The sequence below is a fragment of the Variovorax sp. H27-G14 genome (assembly GCF_046156345.1).
In the GTDB taxonomy this organism is placed as follows: domain Bacteria; phylum Pseudomonadota; class Gammaproteobacteria; order Burkholderiales; family Burkholderiaceae_C; genus Variovorax.
On sequence record NZ_JAYLVN010000001.1, the window covers coordinates 1,056,086 to 1,072,171 of the forward strand.

The window sequence follows — 16,086 nt, forward strand, 5'->3', positions numbered from 1 at the left end:
TTGAAGCGCCAGCGCGCCTCGTAAAACTCAGGCGACGCGCTCGGCGATCAGCACCGCGAAGAAGCCGAACGCCGCAAGCAGCGTCCACTTCAGCACGATCCAGCCGAAGCGCCGGTACTTGACCTGCCCGGTGCCCGCATAGAACGCGAAAGACACGCCCGCCACCAGCAACAGCAGCAGGATGGCCCAGCGGAACAGAAGCATGAGAGAAGCGCGGCCTTACCAGGCGCGCGCAACTTCGCCGAAACCGCGCGGTGCGCGCTTCTCGTCGTCGAAGGTCACGACTTCGTAGGCGTCGCTGTGCGAGAGCAGCTCGCGCAGCAGCTTGTTGTTAAGCGCATGGCCCGAGCGGAACGCCGTGTACGCGGCCAGCAGCGGCTTGCCGATGATGTACAGATCGCCCATGGCGTCGAGGATCTTGTGCTTCACGAACTCGTCGTCGTAGCGCAGGCCGCCGGCATTGAGCACCTTGGTGTCGTCCATCACGATGGCGTTGTCCAGCCCGCCGCCAAGCGCAAGGCCCTTGCTGCGCATGTACTCGACCTCCTTGGTGAAGCCGAAGGTGCGTGCGCGTGCGATGTCGCGGCTGTACGAGTCGGTGCCCAGGTTGAACTCCACGCGCTGGCCGGTGGAGTTGACGACGCGGTGGTCGAAGTCGATCTCGAAGCTCAGCTTGAAGCCGTGGTACGGCTCCAGGCTCGCCCACTTCTCGTTGGCGCCCTCGCCTTCGCGCACCTCGACCTTGCGGGTCACGCGAATGAAGCGGCGCGGCGCCTTCTGCAGCGCGATGCCCGCGCTTTGCAGCAGGAACACGAAGGACGAAGCCGACCCGTCGAGGATCGGCACTTCGTCCGCCGTGATGTCGATGTAGAGGTTGTCGATGCCCAGGCCAGCGCAGGCGGACATGATGTGCTCGACCGTCTGCACCTTTGCGCCACCTGTGGACACCGTGGACGCCAGGCGCGTGTCGGTGACCGACTCGGCGGTCATGCGGATCTCGACCGGCTCGGGCAGGTCGACACGGCGAAACACGATGCCCGTGTCGGCCGGTGCCGGTCGCAGCGTCAGCTCCACGCGTTGACCGCTGTGCAGCCCCACGCCCACGGCGCGGCTGATCGACTTGAGGGTTCGTTGTTGCAGCACGGCGGCGATTTTAGGCGCCCGATGCCCATGACGCCCTATGCCCTTGGCTATGTCACCGATAGACATGGGTTTTCTGAAAAGCTCCGGCGGTGGACGCAAGGGGCACGAAGCGAACGCAGTGCTCAGAGCCCAGCAGAAGTCCCTTTCAGGTCTTCCCTGTGCCCCTTGCGAACCTTCGTGCCCTCTGCGTTTGGTCAGTCGATTCGCGGAACACCGAGGAACCGGCTTTGCCGGGCCTCTGGTGTTGCCCCCGGTAGGGGGTTGGCGAAGCGACACGAAGTGCGCGAAGCCTGGGGGTGAGCCCAGTTCAGTCTGCCTGGCGACGCAGGAAGGCCGGAATCTCGAAGTCGTCCATGCCGCCCGAAGACAGCGCGTCGACCTTGGCGGCGGCCATCGTGCGGTTGGTGCGCCACACGCTGGGAACGGCCATGCCGTCGTAGTTCGGCTGGCTGCCATGGCCACCGCTGCTGGCGTGGCCCGTGCCGCCGAGCGTCGGCACGGTGAAGCCGATGTTGTCGGTGCCGGTGCGAATCACTTCCAGCGTCGGGGCCTGGCGGCGTGCGTCGACACGCGACAGGCCCGTGGCCACCACGGTCACGCGCATTTCGTCGCCCAGGCTGTCGTCGTAGGCTGCGCCGTAGATCACGTGCGCGTCCGGCGAGGCGTAGGCGCGGATGGTGTTCATCGCCAGCTTCGACTCGTTCAGCTTCAGCGAACCCTTCGATGCCGTCACCAGCACCAGCACGCCCTTGGCGCCCGACAGGTCGATGCCTTCGAGCAGCGGGCAGGCCACGGCCTGTTCGGCGGCGATGCGCGCGCGGTCCGGGCCCGCGGCCGCGGCCGTGCCCATCATGGCCTTGCCGGGTTCGCCCATGACGGTGCGCACGTCTTCGAAGTCGACGTTCACGCCGCCGTACTCGTTGATGATTTCCGAGATGCCGCCCACGGCGTTCTTCAGCACATCGTTGGCCTGCGCGAAGGCTTCGTCCTGCGTGACGTCTTCACCCAGCACGTCGAGCAGCTTCTCGTTGAGCACCACGATCAGCGAGTCGACATTGGCTTCGAGCTCGACCAGGCCGGCGTCGGCGTTGGTCATGCGGCGTCCGCCTTCCCAGTCGAAGGGCTTGGTCACCACACCCACGGTGAGGATGCCCATTTCCTTGGCCACGCGCGCAATCACGGGTGCCGCGCCGGTGCCCGTGCCGCCGCCCATGCCGGCCGTGATGAACAGCATGTGCGCGCCGTCGATGGCCGCGCGAATGTCGTCCACCGCGAGCTCGGCCGCCGCACGGCCCTTGTCGGGCTTGCTGCCCGCGCCCAGGCCGCTGGTGCCGAGCTGGATGATCTTGTGCGCATTGCTGCGTTGCAGTGCCTGTGCGTCGGTGTTCGCGCAGACGAACTGAACGCCCTGCACGCCACGCTCCATCATGTGGGCGACCGCATTGCCGCCGCCACCGCCAACACCGATCACCTTGATCTGCGTGCCCTGATTGAACTCTTCGACTTCGATCATTTCGATGGTCATTTTTAACTCCTTGAATCTTGCAGTTGCCGTTGTGTATCTGTGAATATTCTTCTGCCGTGACGAGATCAACGTTCGAGCGTCATGGCGGTGGACCTGTGCGTCGCCATCGCTCGTTGAAATGCAAGGGGGGGCTGCCGCGGGCAAGCCACAGTGGAGACTTGATCATGGCTAGAAATTCCCCACGATGAAGTCTTTGAAACGTCCGAATGCAGTCTTTACCGACCCATTCTTCTGTGCCACCTTGAAGCCACGCATGCGTGCGAAGCGTGCCTCTTCGAGAAGGCCCATGACTGTAGCTGCGCGAGGCTGCGCAACCATGTCGGACAAGGCGCTCGAATACTTCGGAATGCCGCGTCGCACGGGCTTCAGAAAGATGTCTTCGCCCAGCTCGACCATGCCCGGCATCACCGCGCTGCCGCCCGTGAGCACCACGCCCGACGACAGCACTTCTTCGTAGCCCGACTCGCGCACCACCTGCTGCACCAGCGAGAAAATTTCTTCGATGCGCGGCTCGATCACACCGGCCAGCGCCTGCTTGCTCAGCATGCGCGGACCGCGGTCGCCCAGGCCCGGCACTTCCACCTGCGACTCGGGGTCGGCCAGCAGTTGCTTGGCGTAGCCATGCTCCACCTTGATGTCTTCCGCGTCCTTGGTGGGCGTGCGCAGCGCCATCGCAATGTCGCTGGTGATGAGGTCGCCCGCAATCGGAATCACCGCCGTGTGGCGGATCGCGCCGTTGGTGAAGATCGCCACGTCGGTGGTGCCCGCGCCAATGTCCACCAGCACCACGCCCAGCTCGCGCTCGTCTTCGGTCAGCACCGCCTGGCTCGAGGCCAGCGGGTTCAGCATCAGCTGGTCGACCTCCAGGCCGCAGCGGCGCACGCACTTGATGATGTTCTCGGCCGCGCTCTGCGCGCCGGTCACGATGTGCACCTTGGCTTCAAGGCGCATGCCGCTCATGCCGATCGGCTCCTTCACATCCTGCCCGTCGATCACAAACTCCTGCGGCTCCACCAGCAGCAAGCGCTGGTCGCTGGAGATGTTGATGGCGCGCGCCGTCTCCACCACGCGGGCCACGTCGGCCGGCGTCACTTCCTTGTCCTTCACCGCCACCATGCCGCTGGAGTTGATGCCGCGGATGTGGCTGCCGGTGATGCCGGTGTACACGCGGCTGATCTTGCAGTCGGCCATCAGCTCGGCCTCCTTCAAGGCCTGCTGAATGCTCTGCACCGTGGCGTCGATGTTCACCACCACGCCGCGCTTCAGTCCGTTGCTGGGCGCAATGCCCAGGCCGGCCAGCTTGAGCTCGCCCCCGGGCAGCACCTCGGCCACCACCACCATGACCTTGGCGGTGCCGATGTCGAGTCCTACGACCAGGTCTTTGTATTCTTTGGGCATTGATATGTCCTCGATTCCTCGGTGTTCGCTACTTGATTTTTCTTGGGGTCTCTGGCGAGACCGTGGTGACGCCGCGCAGCCGCAATGCATACGCGTCGTTGTGGCGCAGATCAGCGCCTTCGACATCGGCGACCGAACGCCGGTACTGGGCCGCGACCTGGGTCACGGTCTTCAAAAAGCGCTGCAGCCGGGCCGTCACTTCCTCGCTCTGGCCGCGGCCGAGTTCGATCTGCGCGCCGCTGTCGAGCACCACCTTCCAGCTGCCGCGGCTCGACAGCGTGAGCTCGTCGATGCTCAGCTCGTAAGGCTCGAACTGCGGCTGCAGCACGCGGTACATGCCCAGCACCTGCCCGGCTTGCTCCACCGGGCCGTCCAGGCGCGGCAGGTTGTCGTCCACCTCCGCCACGTTGGCCTCGAACACATCGCCAAAGCCGTTGATGAGCTTGGAGCCCGCGTCGTCGCCCCAGGTGGCCACCGGCACCTGCTCGGTCAGCGTCACATGCAGCTTGTTGGGGAACTCGCGCCGCACCACCGCGCTGCGCACCCACGGCACCGACTCGAAGGCGGCACGCGCGCGCCCCAGGTCGATGGTGAAGAAGTTGCCGTTCAGCTGCGGTGCCACGTTGGCGCGCAGGGTCACCGCGTTGTTGTGCGTCACCTCGCCGTCCACCTTGATGCCGGCCAGCGGAAAGAAGGGTTGGCGCAGCACCCACCAGGCGCCCGCCGCCAGCAGCATGAGCGTGACCATCACGAAGGCGATGTTCGCGACGATGTTCATGAGCTTGACGTCGAAGGGCGCGGGGATGCTGTCGGCCATGGCTATTGCGAGCCTCCCGTAGCGTCCAGCGAAGCCGATGCCAGCACGCGCAGGCACAGGTCTTCGTAGGCAATGCCCGCGGCGCGCGCGGACATCGGCACCAGCGAATGGCTGGTCATGCCGGGCGAGGTGTTCATCTCCAGCAGAAAGGGCTTGCGGTCGCTGGCGCGAATCATCACGTCGGCGCGGCCCCAGCCGCGGCAGCCGAGCGTGCGGTACGCGGCCAGCGTGATGCGCTGGATCTCGTGCTCTTCGGCTTCGGGCAGGCCGCTCGGGCAGTGGTACTTCACGTCGTCGGTGAAGTACTTGTTCTGGTAGTCGTAGGCGCCCTCGGGCGCGGCGATGCGCACCACCGGCAGCGCGCGCGCGTCCAGGCCAAAGCCCAGCACGGCGCAGGTCACCTCTTCGCCTTGGATGAACTCTTCGCAGAGCACATCGGCGTCGTATCTGGCGGACAGCGTCACCGCGTCCTGCATCTGCGAGTAGCCCTCGACCTTGGTCACGCCGATGGACGAGCCCTCGCGCGGCGGCTTCACGATCAGCGGCAGGCCGAGCACGTCGGGCACGGCCATCACCTGCTCGCGGCTTTGCTGGTCGAAGGCCAGGCGCACGTACTTGGGCGTGGGCAGGTTGTCGGCCTGCCAGATGCGCTTGGTCATGACCTTGTCCATGGCCACGCTCGAGGCCATCACGCCAGAGCCGGTGTAGGGAATGCCAAGCAGCTCGAGCGCGCCCTGCACGGTGCCGTCTTCGCCGTGGCGGCCGTGCAGCGCGACGAAGCAGCGCGCGAAGCCTTCGCGCTTCAGGTCGGTGAGCTCGCGCTGCGACGGGTCGAAGGCATGGGCGTCCACGCCGCGCGAACGCAGGGCCTCGAGCACGCCGGTGCCCGACATCAAGGAGACTTCGCGTTCGGCGGAGCTGCCGCCGAACAGCACGGCGACCTTGCCGAAAAGCTGGGGGTTCTGAAGGCTCATTCGGCCCTCCCTGTGAGCGCGTCGCGCTGCGATGTTGAAGATGCGGCGGCCACCGAGCCAAGCTCGACCACCTTGCCCGGCACCGCGCCAATCGATCCGGCGCCCATGGAGAGCACCACGTCGCCCGCGCGGGCGTTGTCCAGAATGGCGCGCGGCATGGCGGCGATGTCGTCGACGAACACCGGCTCCACCTTGCCGGCCACGCGCAGTGCACGCGCCAGCGTGCGGCCGTCTGCCGCCACGATGGGCGACTCGCCGGCGGCATACACCTCGCCCAGCAGCACCGCGTCGGCCGTGCCGATGACCTTCACGAAATCTTCGAAGCAGTCGCGCGTGCGGGTGTAGCGGTGCGGCTGAAACGCCAGCACCAGCCGGCGGCCCGGGAAAGCGCCGCGTGCGGCGGCAATGGTGGCGGCCATTTCGACCGGGTGGTGCCCGTAGTCGTCGATGACGGTGAAGGTGCCCGTGGCACCCTCGCCCTGCACCGCCACTTCTCCATAGCTCTGAAAGCGCCGGCCCACACCCTTGAAACCGGCCAGCCCGCGCTGCACCGCCTCATCGGGAATGCCCAGCTCCACCGCCACGGCAATCACCGAAAGCGCATTCAGCACGTTGTGCTCGCCCGGCAGGTTCAGCACGATGGGCAGGTCGGGCAGCGTCACGCCATTGCGTCGCTGCGCGGTGAAATGCATCTGGGCGCCGACCGGGCGCACGTCGATGGCGCGCACCTGGGCGTCTGCGCCAAAGCCGTAGCTGGTGACGGGGCAGGTCACCTGCGACACGATCTCGCGCACCGCTGCGTCGTCGGTGCACAGAATGGCCACGCCGTAGAACGGCATGCGGTGCAGAAAGTCGACGAAGGCCTTCTTCAGGTTCGCGAAGTCGTGCCCGTAGGTCTCCATGTGGTCGGCGTCGATGTTCGTCACCACCGCCATCACCGGCAGCAGGTTCAAGAACGACGCGTCCGATTCGTCGGCCTCGACCACGATGTAGTCGCCGCTGCCCAGCTGCGCGTTGGCGCCGGCGCTGTTCAGGCGCCCGCCGATCACGAAGGTCGGGTCCAGGCCCGCGGCGTCGAGCACGCTCGCCACCAGGCTGGTGGTGGTGGTCTTGCCGTGCGTGCCGGCAATGGCAATGCCCTGCTTCAGGCGCATTAGCTCGGCCAGCATCACCGCGCGCGGCACCACCGGAATGCGCTTCTCGCGCGCGGCCAGCACCTCGGGGTTGTCCGACTGCACGGCGGTGGAGGTGACGACCGCGTCGGCGCCCTCGATGTTCGCGGCCGCATGGCCCACGAAGGTGCCGATGCCCAGGCCCGCCAGGCGGCGCAGCGTGACGCTGTCGGCCAGGTCGGAGCCGGTGATGCGGTAGCCCAGGTTCAGCAGCACTTCGGCAATGCCGCTCATGCCCGAGCCGCCGACGCCGACGAAATGGATGTGACGAATCGCGTGCTTCATTTGGCAAGCTCCTCGCAGGCGCGAACAACGGCGTCTACTGCTTCGGTCTTCTGCAGGGTCTTGGCCTTGGCGGCCCGTTCGATCAGCGCGGTGCGCCCGGTTTTCTGTAGCAAATCAGCCAGCAATTCAGGAGTGAGGTCGGCCTGCTGCACCAGCCATCCGCCGCCCGCGTCCACAAGGAAGCGTGCGTTGGTGGTCTGGTGGTCGTCGACCGCCGAAGGGAAAGGCACGAACAGCGCTGCTGCGCCGACGGCCGCGATTTCTGTGACGGTGCTGGCGCCGGCGCGCGCGACGATGATGTCGGCGTCCGCATAGGCCTGCGCGGTGTCTTCGATGAAGGGCGTGAGCTCGCCCTGCACGCCGGCCGCCGTGTAGTTGGCACGCAGCTCGTCGATCTGCTTGGCGCCGCTCTGGTGCAGCACCCGCGGGCGCGCCTCGGGCGCAATGCGCGCCAGCGCCTGCGGCACCACGGTGTTGAGGCCGCGCGCACCCAGGCTGCCGCCCACCACCAGCAACTTCAGCGGACCGGTGCGGCCCGCGAAACGCGTGGCCGGATCGGGCTGCGAGGTGAACGCGGCGCGCAACGGATTGCCCACCCACTGCGCCTTCTTCAGCACATCGGGGAACGCTGTGAACACACGGTCGGCCACGCCCGCCAGCACCTTGTTGGCGAGGCCGGCCACCGAATTCTGCTCGTGCAGCACCAGCGGCTTGCCCATGAGCACGCCCATCATGGCGCCCGGAAAGGTGATGTAGCCGCCCAGGCCCACCAGCACGTCGGGCTTCACGCGGCGCACCACGCCCAGGCTCTGCCAGAAGGCGCGCAGCAGGCGCAGCGGCAACAAAAACAGCGTGAGCGGGCCCTTGCCGCGCACGCCGCCGAACTGCACCGGCTCGAACGCGAAGCCGCGCGGCGGCACCAGTTTTTCTTCCATGCTGCCGGGCGCGCCCAGCCAGTGCACGCGCCAGCCGCGCTCGCGCAGGGCCTCCGCCACCGCGAGTCCGGGGAAGATGTGGCCGCCCGTGCCGCCGGCCATGACGAGTGCGGTGCGCCCGGTCATACGCGGCCCCCACGCATCAGCACGCGGTTTTCATAGTCGATGCGCAGCACGATGGCCAGCGCCACCATGTTCATCAAGATGGCCGAGCCGCCGAAGCTCATCAGCGGCAGGGTCAGGCCCTTGGTCGGCAGTGCGCCCAGGTTCACGCCCATGTTGATGAAGGCCTGAAAGCCGATCCACACACCCACGCCCTGGGCCACGAGGCCCGAGAACACGCGGTCGAGTGCAATGGCCTGGCGGCCGATGTGCATGATGCGGCGCGTGAGCCACAGGAACAGGCCGATGATCAGCAGCACGCCGACCAGGCCGAACTCTTCGCCGATCACCGCGAGCAGAAAGTCGGTGTGCGCCTCGGGCAGCCAGTGCAGCTTTTCAACGCTGCCACCCAGGCCCACGCCGAAGATCTCGCCGCGCCCGATGGCGATCAGCGAGTGCGACAGCTGGTAGCCCTTGCCCAGCGCGTGCTCCTCGCTCCACGGATCGAGGTACGCAAAGATGCGCTCACGCCGCCACGGGCTGCTTGCCACGATGCTGCCGAAGGCCACCACCACCAGCGCGGCAATCACGAAGAACATGCGCGCGTTCACGCCGCCCAGAAACAGGATGCCCATGGCGATCACCGCGATCACCATGAACGCGCCCATGTCGGGCTCGGCCATCACCAGCATGCCGACCACCACCACCGCAATGCCCATCGGCAGCACGGCGCGGAAGAAGCGCTCCTTGATCTCCATCTTGCGCACCATGTAGCTGGCGGCGTAGAGCACCATCGCCAGCTTGGCGAGCTCCGATGGCTGAAAGCGCATGAAGCCCATCGGCAGCCAGCGGCGCGCGCCGTTCACGTTGATGCCGACGTGCGGAATGAGCACCGCCACCAGCAGCAGCAGCGACGCCACGAAGAGCCAGGGCGCAATGCGCTCCCAGGTCTTCATGGGAATCTGAAAGGCCAGCAGCGCGGCGACGAACGCAATGGCCACCGACGCGGCATGCCGCGTGAGGAAGAACGAAGCGCTGTAGCCGGCGCGTGCAAAGCGCGGGTTGTCGGGCAGCGCGATGGAGGCCGAATACACCATGATCAGGCCCCAGGTCAGCAGCGCGACCGTGACCCACACCAGCGCCTGGTCGAAGCCGAGCACGCGCATTGGCGTGGCCTTGGTCTGCGCGATGCCAGCGCCGCCCAACCGCACGGGCAGGTGCACCGGCAGCGCGTCGATCCCGCTGCGGGCGCGCCTGAACCAGCCACCGAAGCGGCTGGTGCGGGTGTTGGGCGTGGCGCCCGCGGCGGCAGGGTTCAAAGCGGTTCCTCCGTCGAATCTGAAGCCTGGCCGTCGGCTTCCACCAGGCCGCGCGGGCTGTCCTCGTAGGCCTGCACGGCCCCGCGGAACACCTCGGCGCGGTGCGCGTAGTCCTTGAACATGTCGAAGCTCGCGCACGCGGGCGACAGCAGCACGGCATCGCCCGGGTTGGCGCGCGCGCCGGCCAGCTGCACGGCCTCGTGCATCGAGGCGGCATGCTTGATGGTGACGCCCGTTGGCGCCAGCGCGGCCTCGATGAGCGGCGCGTCGCGCCCGATGAGCACCACGGCGCGTGCGTACTGGCGCACCGGGTCGGCCAGCGGCCCGAAGTCTTGCCCCTTGCCTTCGCCGCCAAGGATCACGACCACGCGGCGCTCTTCACCCAGGCCGACGAGCGCGGCCACGGTGGCGCCCACGTTGGTGCCCTTGCTGTCGTCGAAGAACTCGACCTCGTCCACGATGGTGACGGCTTCCACGCGGTGCGGCTCGCCGCGGTATTCGCGCAGGCCGTAGAGCATGGGGCCGAGCGCACAGTCGGCGGCACTGGCCAGCGCCAGCGCGGCCAGTGCGTTCAGCGCGTTGTGGCGGCCGCGAATGCGCAGCGCGTCGGCGGGCATCAGGCGCTGCAGAAAAATTTCTTCTTCCACCACCGCGCCGCGCTTGCGCTTCTGCGTTTCGTCGGCTTCCAGCGCGCGCACCAGCCAGGTCATGCCGTTGACGCGCTCGATGCCGTAGTCCCCCGGGCGCAGCGGCATGGCCGAGCCGAAGGTGACGTGCGTGCGAATCTGCGGGCGCTGCAGCTTGGCGCGCACCGGCGGGGGCAGCAGGGCCATCACGCCGGCGTCGTCGCGGTTCAGCACCATGAGGCCGCGCGCGCCGAAGACGCGCGCCTTGGCCGCGGCATACGCCTTCATGTCGCCGTGCCAGTCGAGGTGGTCCTGCGTGAGGTTGAGCACGGTGGCGGCGGTGGGCTCGAAGCCCTGCACGCCGTCGAGCTGAAAGCTCGACAGCTCGAGCACCCACACGTCGGGCAGCGTGTGGGCGGCCATGTGTGCCCACAGCGTGTCGAGCAGCGTCGGGCCGATGTTGCCGGCCACGGCCACGCTCTTGCCCGCGCGCTCGACCAGCTGACCGGTGAGCGCGGTGACGGTCGTCTTGCCATTGGTGCCGGTGATGGCGAGCACGGCGGGCTTGTAGCCCTTGGGCGCTTCGGGCTCGACCGGGGGTGCCAGTTCGAGCTGAGGCGTTTCTTCTTCCACCGCGGCAGAAGCCGGGTTAGTGGCGGCGAGTTCGGCGATCTTGGCGACGAACTCCGCGGCTTCCCTGGCGGCCGTGGGCACGTAGGGCTTGCCGGTTGTGGGGAGGCGGGAGATGGTCGCGGGTGCGGGTGTCGCTTCAGGCGCTTCAGGCGCTTCGGGCGCTTCTGCTGCTTCTGCTGCTTCGGCCACTTCAGGCAGTTCACCTGCATCAACCGGCTCGCCCACGGGCACTTCAACCGCAGCCTCTTGCGAGACCACGTCGATGTCGCTCGCTGCGGGCACCGTCGGCTCGGTTGTTGCGTCGGCAGCGACAGGCTCGGCCGGCGCTTCTGGTGGAACGGGCACGGCCACGCTGATCGCCGGATCGCGCGGGATCGCTTCCGCCATGGCGGGAGCGGTCGGCTCTGCCTGGGCTTCAACAGGCTCTGCGGCTGGTGCGGCCTCCACCGGTTCCGCGGCAGGCACCACGGGTTCAACGGCCTCGCTCGCGTCGACCACTTCAGTTGGCTCGGCTTCGCCAGCCACTTCCGCTGCGGCTTGCACACCGGCTTCAGCTTCGGATTCGGGCTCAACCTCGGCCACCGGCACTTCGACCGTCTGCAGATCGAGCAAGGCGCGCGCGAACAGGTCGAGCTCGCCGCCGACCGGCAGGCCCATGGCCCGCGCCGCGTCGGCCACCGGCGCGATGGTCTCGGGCGAGAGGCCCGGCGAGCGGTACACCGCGCGAATCGGCGTGCCTTCGACCAGCGCGGCCGAGAACGGCCCGCCGACGAAGCTCACCTCCGGCAGTTCCGCCTTCAGCGTGGCCAGCGCCGCCGGCGCCTCGCGCGTGTCGGCCACGGTCACGACCGCGCCGTGGCGCGCGCACCAGCGCGCCATCGCCAGCCCGGACGCACCGAGGCCGAGGACGAGAACGGGGAGGTCTTTCAGATGCCGCATGTTGGCGTTACCGCAGCTTCAGCGTGGACAGGCCCACGAGGCACAGCAGCATCGTGATGATCCAGAAGCGCACCACAACCTGCGTCTCGCGCCAGCCGCTCTTCTCGAAGTGGTGGTGCAGCGGCGCCATCTTGAGCACGCGACGGCCTTCGCCGTAGCGCTTCTTGGTGTACTTGAAGTACATCACCTGCGCCATCACCGAGACGGCCTCGACCACAAAGATGCCGCCCATGATGAAGAACACGATTTCCTGGCGCACGATGACCGCGATGGTGCCCAGCGCGCCGCCCAGCGCCAGCGCGCCCACGTCGCCCATGAACACCTGCGCCGGGTGCGTGTTGAACCACAGAAACGCCAGGCCCGCGCCGGCCATGGCCGAGCAGAACACCAGCAGTTCGCCAGAGCCCGGAATGTTGGGGAACAGCAGGTACTTGGAATACACCGCGCTGCCCGCGACATAGGCGAACACGCCCAGCGCCGAGCCCACCATCACCACCGGCATGATCGCCAGGCCGTCCAGGCCGTCGGTCAGGTTCACCGCATTGCTCGAGCCCACGATCACCAGGTACGTGAGGATGACAAAGCCGATGCCGCCCAGCGGGTAGCTCACTTCCTTGAAGAAGGGCACCAGCAGGTTGATCTTGGGCGGAAAGTTGAGGTCGAAGCCCGACTGCACCCAGGCAAAGAACAGCTGCAGCACGCGCCAGTTGGAGCTTTCCGAGATGCTGAACAGCAGGTAGAAGCCCGCCAGCAGGCCCACCACCGATTGCCAGAAATACTTCTCGCGCGAGCGCATGCCTTCCGGGTCCTTGCGCACCACCTTGCGCCAGTCGTCCACCCAGCCAATGGCGCCAAAGCCCATGGTGACCCACAGCACGATCCACACGAACCGGTTCGACATATCGAACCACAGCAGCGTGGCAAAGGCGATGGCAAACAGCACCAGCACGCCGCCCATGGTGGGCGTGCCGCTTTTGGTCAGGTGCGTTTCCATGCCGTAGCCGCGCACCGGCTGACCGATCTTGAGCGCGGTGAGCCGGCGGATCACGAAGGGGCCGGCCACCAGGCCGACCACCAGCGCGGTCAGCGCGGCCATCAGCGCGCGGAAAGTGAGGTACTGAAAAACGCGCAGAAACCCGAATTCGGGCGACAGCGTTTGCAGCCATTGGGCAAGGGTCAGCAGCATGTGTTTTCGCGCGGCTCATGCGTCATGACCGGCCTCCTTTTGTTGTTGTGCCTCGATGGCTTTCACGACGCGCTCCATCTTCATGGAACGCGATCCCTTGACCAGCACGCTGCCGACGTGCGGCAGCCGCGCGAGCACGGCCGCGCCAAGCGCGTCGTACCCGTCGAAATGATGAGCGTCGCCTTCCTTGGCGGCTCCCTGAAAAGCAGCGACGGTGTGCGCCGTGGCGGCGCCCAGCGTGTACACGGACTCGATGCCGCACTGCCGTGCCCGGGCGCCGACTTCGGCGTGGAACTCCGGCGAGCGGTTGCCCACCTCGGCCATTTCGCCGAGCACCAGCAGGCGCGGCCCCGGCAGGGCGGCGAGCACGTCGATGGCGGCGATCACGGAATCGGGGTTGGCGTTGTAGCTGTCGTCGACCAGCGTGAGCGCATGGCCGTCGGCCAGCACGACCTCGTTGGCGCGCGAGCGGCCCTTGACCGGCTCGAAGGCATCCAGGCCCGCGGCAATGGTGTCGATCGACACGCCCGCCGCCAGCGCACAGGCAGTGGCGGCGAGCGCGTTGACGACGTTGTGGCGCCCGGCAATGTGCAGGCGCGTGCCGAAAGCGCCCAGCGGCGTGCGGATGCGCACGGCCCAGGCGCCCTGCGCCCACGTGGCGCTGTCGAGCGAAATGTCGGCCGCCTCGGCCTCGCCGAAGGTGATGCAGCGGCGCGCACCGCCCGCGCGGGCCATGTCGGTCCACAGCGCGGTGAAGGTGTCGCCGAAGGGGAACACGGCGGTGCCGTCGTCGGGCAGCACCGCGAACACGGCCGCGTTCTCCACGGCCACCGCCTCGACGGTGGCCATGAACTCCTGGTGCTCGCGCTGCGCGTTGTTGACCAGCGCGATGGTCGGGCGCGAAATGGCGGCCAGCCGCGCAATTTCGCCGGGGTGGTTCATGCCCAGCTCGATCACCGCGCGCCGGTGCGCCGCGCGCAGGCGCAACAGCGTGAGCGGCACGCCGATCTCGTTGTTGAAGTTGCCGGCCGTGGCCAGCGCCTGATGGGCGCGGTCCGCGAACAGCACGGCCGCAATCATCTGCGTGACCGTGGTCTTGCCGTTGCTGCCGGTGACGGCGATGAGCGGCAGCGCAAACTGCGCGCGCCAGCCGGCGCCCAGCGCACCGAGCGCGGCCAGCGAATCGAGCACCTCCAGACCGGCCAGGCCAGCGGCCTCCAGGCCGTGGTGCGCAATGGCGGCCACGGCGCCCTGGTTCCTGGCGTCGGCCAGGAAGTCGTTGGCGTCGAAGCGCTCGCCCTTGAGCGCGACGAACAGGTCGCCCACCGCGAGCGTGCGCGTGTCGGTGTGCACGCGGGCGATGACAGTGGCGCCGTCGCCGACCAGGCGCGAGCCTGGAATCCATTGCTGCACGTCGGCCAGCGTGAGGTCGAGCGGCGTCATGTCGATGGTGAGGGTGGTGTCGGTCATGCCTGACCTCGTCGGGCCAGCGCGTCCAGCGCGTGGGCCTTGTCTGAAAAGGCGATGCGCTCACCGCCAATGTCCTGCCAGGTCTCGTGGCCCTTGCCGGCGATGAGCACCACGTCCTGCGGGGCCGCCTGCGCCAGCACGTCGGCAATGGCGGCCGCGCGGTCGGGCTGCACCTGCGCGGCCTCGGGGCGCGAGAAGCCGCGCAACACCTGGGCAATGATGGCGTCGGGCTTTTCGCTGCGCGGGTTGTCGCTGGTGACGACCACGCGGTCGGCCTGACGCTCGGCCACGGCGGCCATCATCGGGCGCTTGATCGGGTCGCGGTCGCCGCCACAGCCGAACAGGCACCACAGCGCGCCGCCGCGTTGCTTTGCAAGCATGCGCAGCCCGATGAGGGCCTTGTCGAGTGCGTCTGGCGTGTGGGCATAGTCGACCACGGCCAGCGGCATGCCCTGGCCATTGCTTGAGTTGCTGACGCGGTCCATGCGGCCCGGCACGCTGGTGAGGTTGGCGCATGCCGCCACGGCGCGCGACAGCGTGAGGCCCAGCGCGCGCAGCGTGCCCAGCACGCCCAGCAGATTGGCCACGTTGTACTGGCCGATGAGGCCGGTCGACAGGCGCTCCACCGCTACGCTGCCGTGTTCGGCCACGGAGAACTGCAGGCCCTGCACGCCGTAGCCGATGTCGCGCGCCATCAGGCGAGCCGGCTTGCCGTCGGCAGACACGGTCCACACGTCGAGCGCGCCGATGCCGGCGTCGAGCAGGTTGGCGCACAGGCTGGCGCCGTGCGTGTCGTCGATGTTGATCACCGCCGCGCGCAGGCCGGGCCAGCGGAACAGCTCGGCCTTGGCTTGCCAATAAGCGTCCATGCTGCCGTGGTAGTCGAGGTGGTCCTGCGTGAAGTTGGTGAACACGGCCACCGCGATCCGCGTGCCGTCGAGCCGGCGCTCGGCAATGCCGATGGACGAGGCCTCGATGGCGCAGGCGCCGAAGCCGTTCGATACCAGCGCGCGCAGTTCGCGCTGCAGCATCACGGGGTCGGGCGTGGTGAGACCGGTGTAGGTGAGCGCGGGCGGCACGCCGATGCCCAGCGTGCCCATCACGGCGCAGGGCGACGGCGCATCGCGCTGCACCGTGCCGTCGAGCGTGAGGGCGCGAACGCCGCCCGCCGCGCGCAGCGTGGAAAGCGCCTCGGCCAGCCACCAGGCGGTGGAGGTCTTGCCGTTGGTGCCGGTCACGGCCAGCACGTCGAGCAGGGCCGAGGGGTTGTCGTAGAAGGCGGCGGCAATGGGGCCGGTGGCGGCCTTCAGGCCGGGGTAGCTCACGATGCGCTCGTCACCCTCGAAGCCGAAGGCTTCCACGCCCTCGTGCTCGACCAGGCACGCGGCGGCGCCCTGCGCCAGCGCGGCCCCCACATGCTTGCGCCCGTCGGTGGCGGCGCCGGGCCAGGCGACGAACACGTCGCCCGCACCCACGGCGCGGCTGTCGGCGTGCATGTGCGACTGCGGCGCATGCTCCTTGAGCCAGGCCGCTGCCACGAGGGGGGAAGTGAAGGTCAGCAT

At 68.0% G+C, this 16,086-nt stretch carries 13 protein-coding genes; all 13 read right to left on the minus strand.

Features of this window, described 5'->3' with window-relative positions:
* Positions 1 to 27 precede the first annotated feature (27 nt).
* Positions 28 to 204 carry a hypothetical protein gene (locus tag VLK31_RS04885; RefSeq protein ID WP_172839926.1) on the minus strand — a complete coding sequence of 59 codons (177 nt, stop codon included), beginning with the start codon at positions 202 to 204 and terminating at the stop codon, positions 28 to 30.
* 15 nt (positions 205 to 219) lie between these two features.
* A complete protein-coding gene (gene lpxC, locus VLK31_RS04890) occupies positions 220 to 1,143 on the minus strand; it encodes a UDP-3-O-acyl-N-acetylglucosamine deacetylase (RefSeq protein WP_409167233.1) in 924 nt (307 codons plus the stop codon).
* Positions 1,144 to 1,450: 307 nt separating this feature from the next.
* A complete protein-coding gene (ftsZ, locus tag VLK31_RS04895; RefSeq protein ID WP_409167234.1) occupies positions 1,451 to 2,668 on the minus strand; it encodes a cell division protein FtsZ in 1,218 nt (405 codons plus the stop codon).
* A 168-nt stretch (positions 2,669 to 2,836) separates the two neighbouring features.
* Positions 2,837 to 4,066, minus strand: coding sequence for a cell division protein FtsA (gene ftsA / locus VLK31_RS04900; RefSeq protein WP_093126106.1), 1,230 nt, complete (start codon positions 4,064 to 4,066; stop codon positions 2,837 to 2,839).
* Between the two features lie 28 nt (positions 4,067 to 4,094).
* Complete coding sequence (locus VLK31_RS04905; RefSeq protein WP_409167235.1) at positions 4,095 to 4,883, minus strand: cell division protein FtsQ/DivIB; 789 nt, start codon at positions 4,881 to 4,883, stop codon at positions 4,095 to 4,097.
* A gap of 2 nt (positions 4,884 to 4,885) precedes the next feature.
* Entirely contained in the window at positions 4,886 to 5,857 is a 972-nt protein-coding gene (locus tag VLK31_RS04910; RefSeq protein ID WP_409167236.1) for a D-alanine--D-alanine ligase, read from the minus strand.
* Complete coding sequence (murC, locus tag VLK31_RS04915) at positions 5,854 to 7,314, minus strand: UDP-N-acetylmuramate--L-alanine ligase (protein ID WP_409167237.1); 1,461 nt, start codon at positions 7,312 to 7,314, stop codon at positions 5,854 to 5,856. The genes VLK31_RS04910 and murC overlap by 4 nt, the downstream gene beginning before the upstream one ends.
* Entirely contained in the window at positions 7,311 to 8,375 is a 1,065-nt protein-coding gene (murG, locus tag VLK31_RS04920; protein ID WP_409167238.1) for an undecaprenyldiphospho-muramoylpentapeptide beta-N-acetylglucosaminyltransferase, read from the minus strand. Before murG ends, murC begins: the two co-directional genes overlap by 4 nt.
* Positions 8,372 to 9,670 carry a putative lipid II flippase FtsW gene (gene ftsW / locus VLK31_RS04925; RefSeq protein WP_409167239.1) on the minus strand — a complete coding sequence of 433 codons (1,299 nt, stop codon included), beginning with the start codon at positions 9,668 to 9,670 and terminating at the stop codon, positions 8,372 to 8,374. The genes murG and ftsW overlap by 4 nt, the downstream gene beginning before the upstream one ends.
* Complete coding sequence (murD, locus tag VLK31_RS04930; protein ID WP_409167240.1) at positions 9,667 to 11,868, minus strand: UDP-N-acetylmuramoyl-L-alanine--D-glutamate ligase; 2,202 nt, start codon at positions 11,866 to 11,868, stop codon at positions 9,667 to 9,669. Before murD ends, ftsW begins: the two co-directional genes overlap by 4 nt.
* A 7-nt stretch (positions 11,869 to 11,875) precedes the next feature.
* The gene (gene mraY / locus VLK31_RS04935; protein ID WP_409167241.1) at positions 11,876 to 13,054 is read right to left on the minus strand and encodes a phospho-N-acetylmuramoyl-pentapeptide-transferase; all 1,179 of its coding nucleotides are present in this window, start codon (positions 13,052 to 13,054) and stop codon (positions 11,876 to 11,878) included.
* Positions 13,055 to 13,069: 15 nt separating this feature from the next.
* Positions 13,070 to 14,524 carry a UDP-N-acetylmuramoyl-tripeptide--D-alanyl-D-alanine ligase gene (gene murF / locus VLK31_RS04940; RefSeq protein ID WP_409167242.1) on the minus strand — a complete coding sequence of 485 codons (1,455 nt, stop codon included), beginning with the start codon at positions 14,522 to 14,524 and terminating at the stop codon, positions 13,070 to 13,072.
* Entirely contained in the window at positions 14,521 to 16,086 is a 1,566-nt protein-coding gene (locus tag VLK31_RS04945) for a UDP-N-acetylmuramoyl-L-alanyl-D-glutamate--2,6-diaminopimelate ligase (RefSeq protein ID WP_409167243.1), read from the minus strand. Before VLK31_RS04945 ends, murF begins: the two co-directional genes overlap by 4 nt.

What these genes read in the sequence shown, in the direction of transcription:
- VLK31_RS04945 (WP_409167243.1), bottom strand. Translation starts at nt 16,086, where the DNA reads ATGCTGACCTTCACTTCCCCCCTCGTGGCAGCGGCCTGGCTCAAGGAG.
- murD (WP_409167240.1), bottom strand. Translation starts at nt 11,868, where the DNA reads ATGCGGCATCTGAAAGACCTCCCCGTTCTCGTCCTCGGCCTCGGTGCG.
- ftsZ (WP_409167234.1), bottom strand. Translation starts at nt 2,668, where the DNA reads ATGACCATCGAAATGATCGAAGTCGAAGAGTTCAATCAGGGCACGCAG.
- VLK31_RS04885 (WP_172839926.1), bottom strand. Translation starts at nt 204, where the DNA reads ATGCTTCTGTTCCGCTGGGCCATCCTGCTGCTGTTGCTGGTGGCGGGC.
- murG (WP_409167238.1), bottom strand. Translation starts at nt 8,375, where the DNA reads ATGACCGGGCGCACCGCACTCGTCATGGCCGGCGGCACGGGCGGCCAC.
- mraY (WP_409167241.1), bottom strand. Translation starts at nt 13,054, where the DNA reads ATGCTGCTGACCCTTGCCCAATGGCTGCAAACGCTGTCGCCCGAATTC.
- murF (WP_409167242.1), bottom strand. Translation starts at nt 14,524, where the DNA reads ATGACCGACACCACCCTCACCATCGACATGACGCCGCTCGACCTCACG.
- murC (WP_409167237.1), bottom strand. Translation starts at nt 7,314, where the DNA reads ATGAAGCACGCGATTCGTCACATCCATTTCGTCGGCGTCGGCGGCTCG.
- VLK31_RS04905 (WP_409167235.1), bottom strand. Translation starts at nt 4,883, where the DNA reads ATGGCCGACAGCATCCCCGCGCCCTTCGACGTCAAGCTCATGAACATC.
- VLK31_RS04910 (WP_409167236.1), bottom strand. Translation starts at nt 5,857, where the DNA reads ATGAGCCTTCAGAACCCCCAGCTTTTCGGCAAGGTCGCCGTGCTGTTC.
- ftsA (WP_093126106.1), bottom strand. Translation starts at nt 4,066, where the DNA reads ATGCCCAAAGAATACAAAGACCTGGTCGTAGGACTCGACATCGGCACC.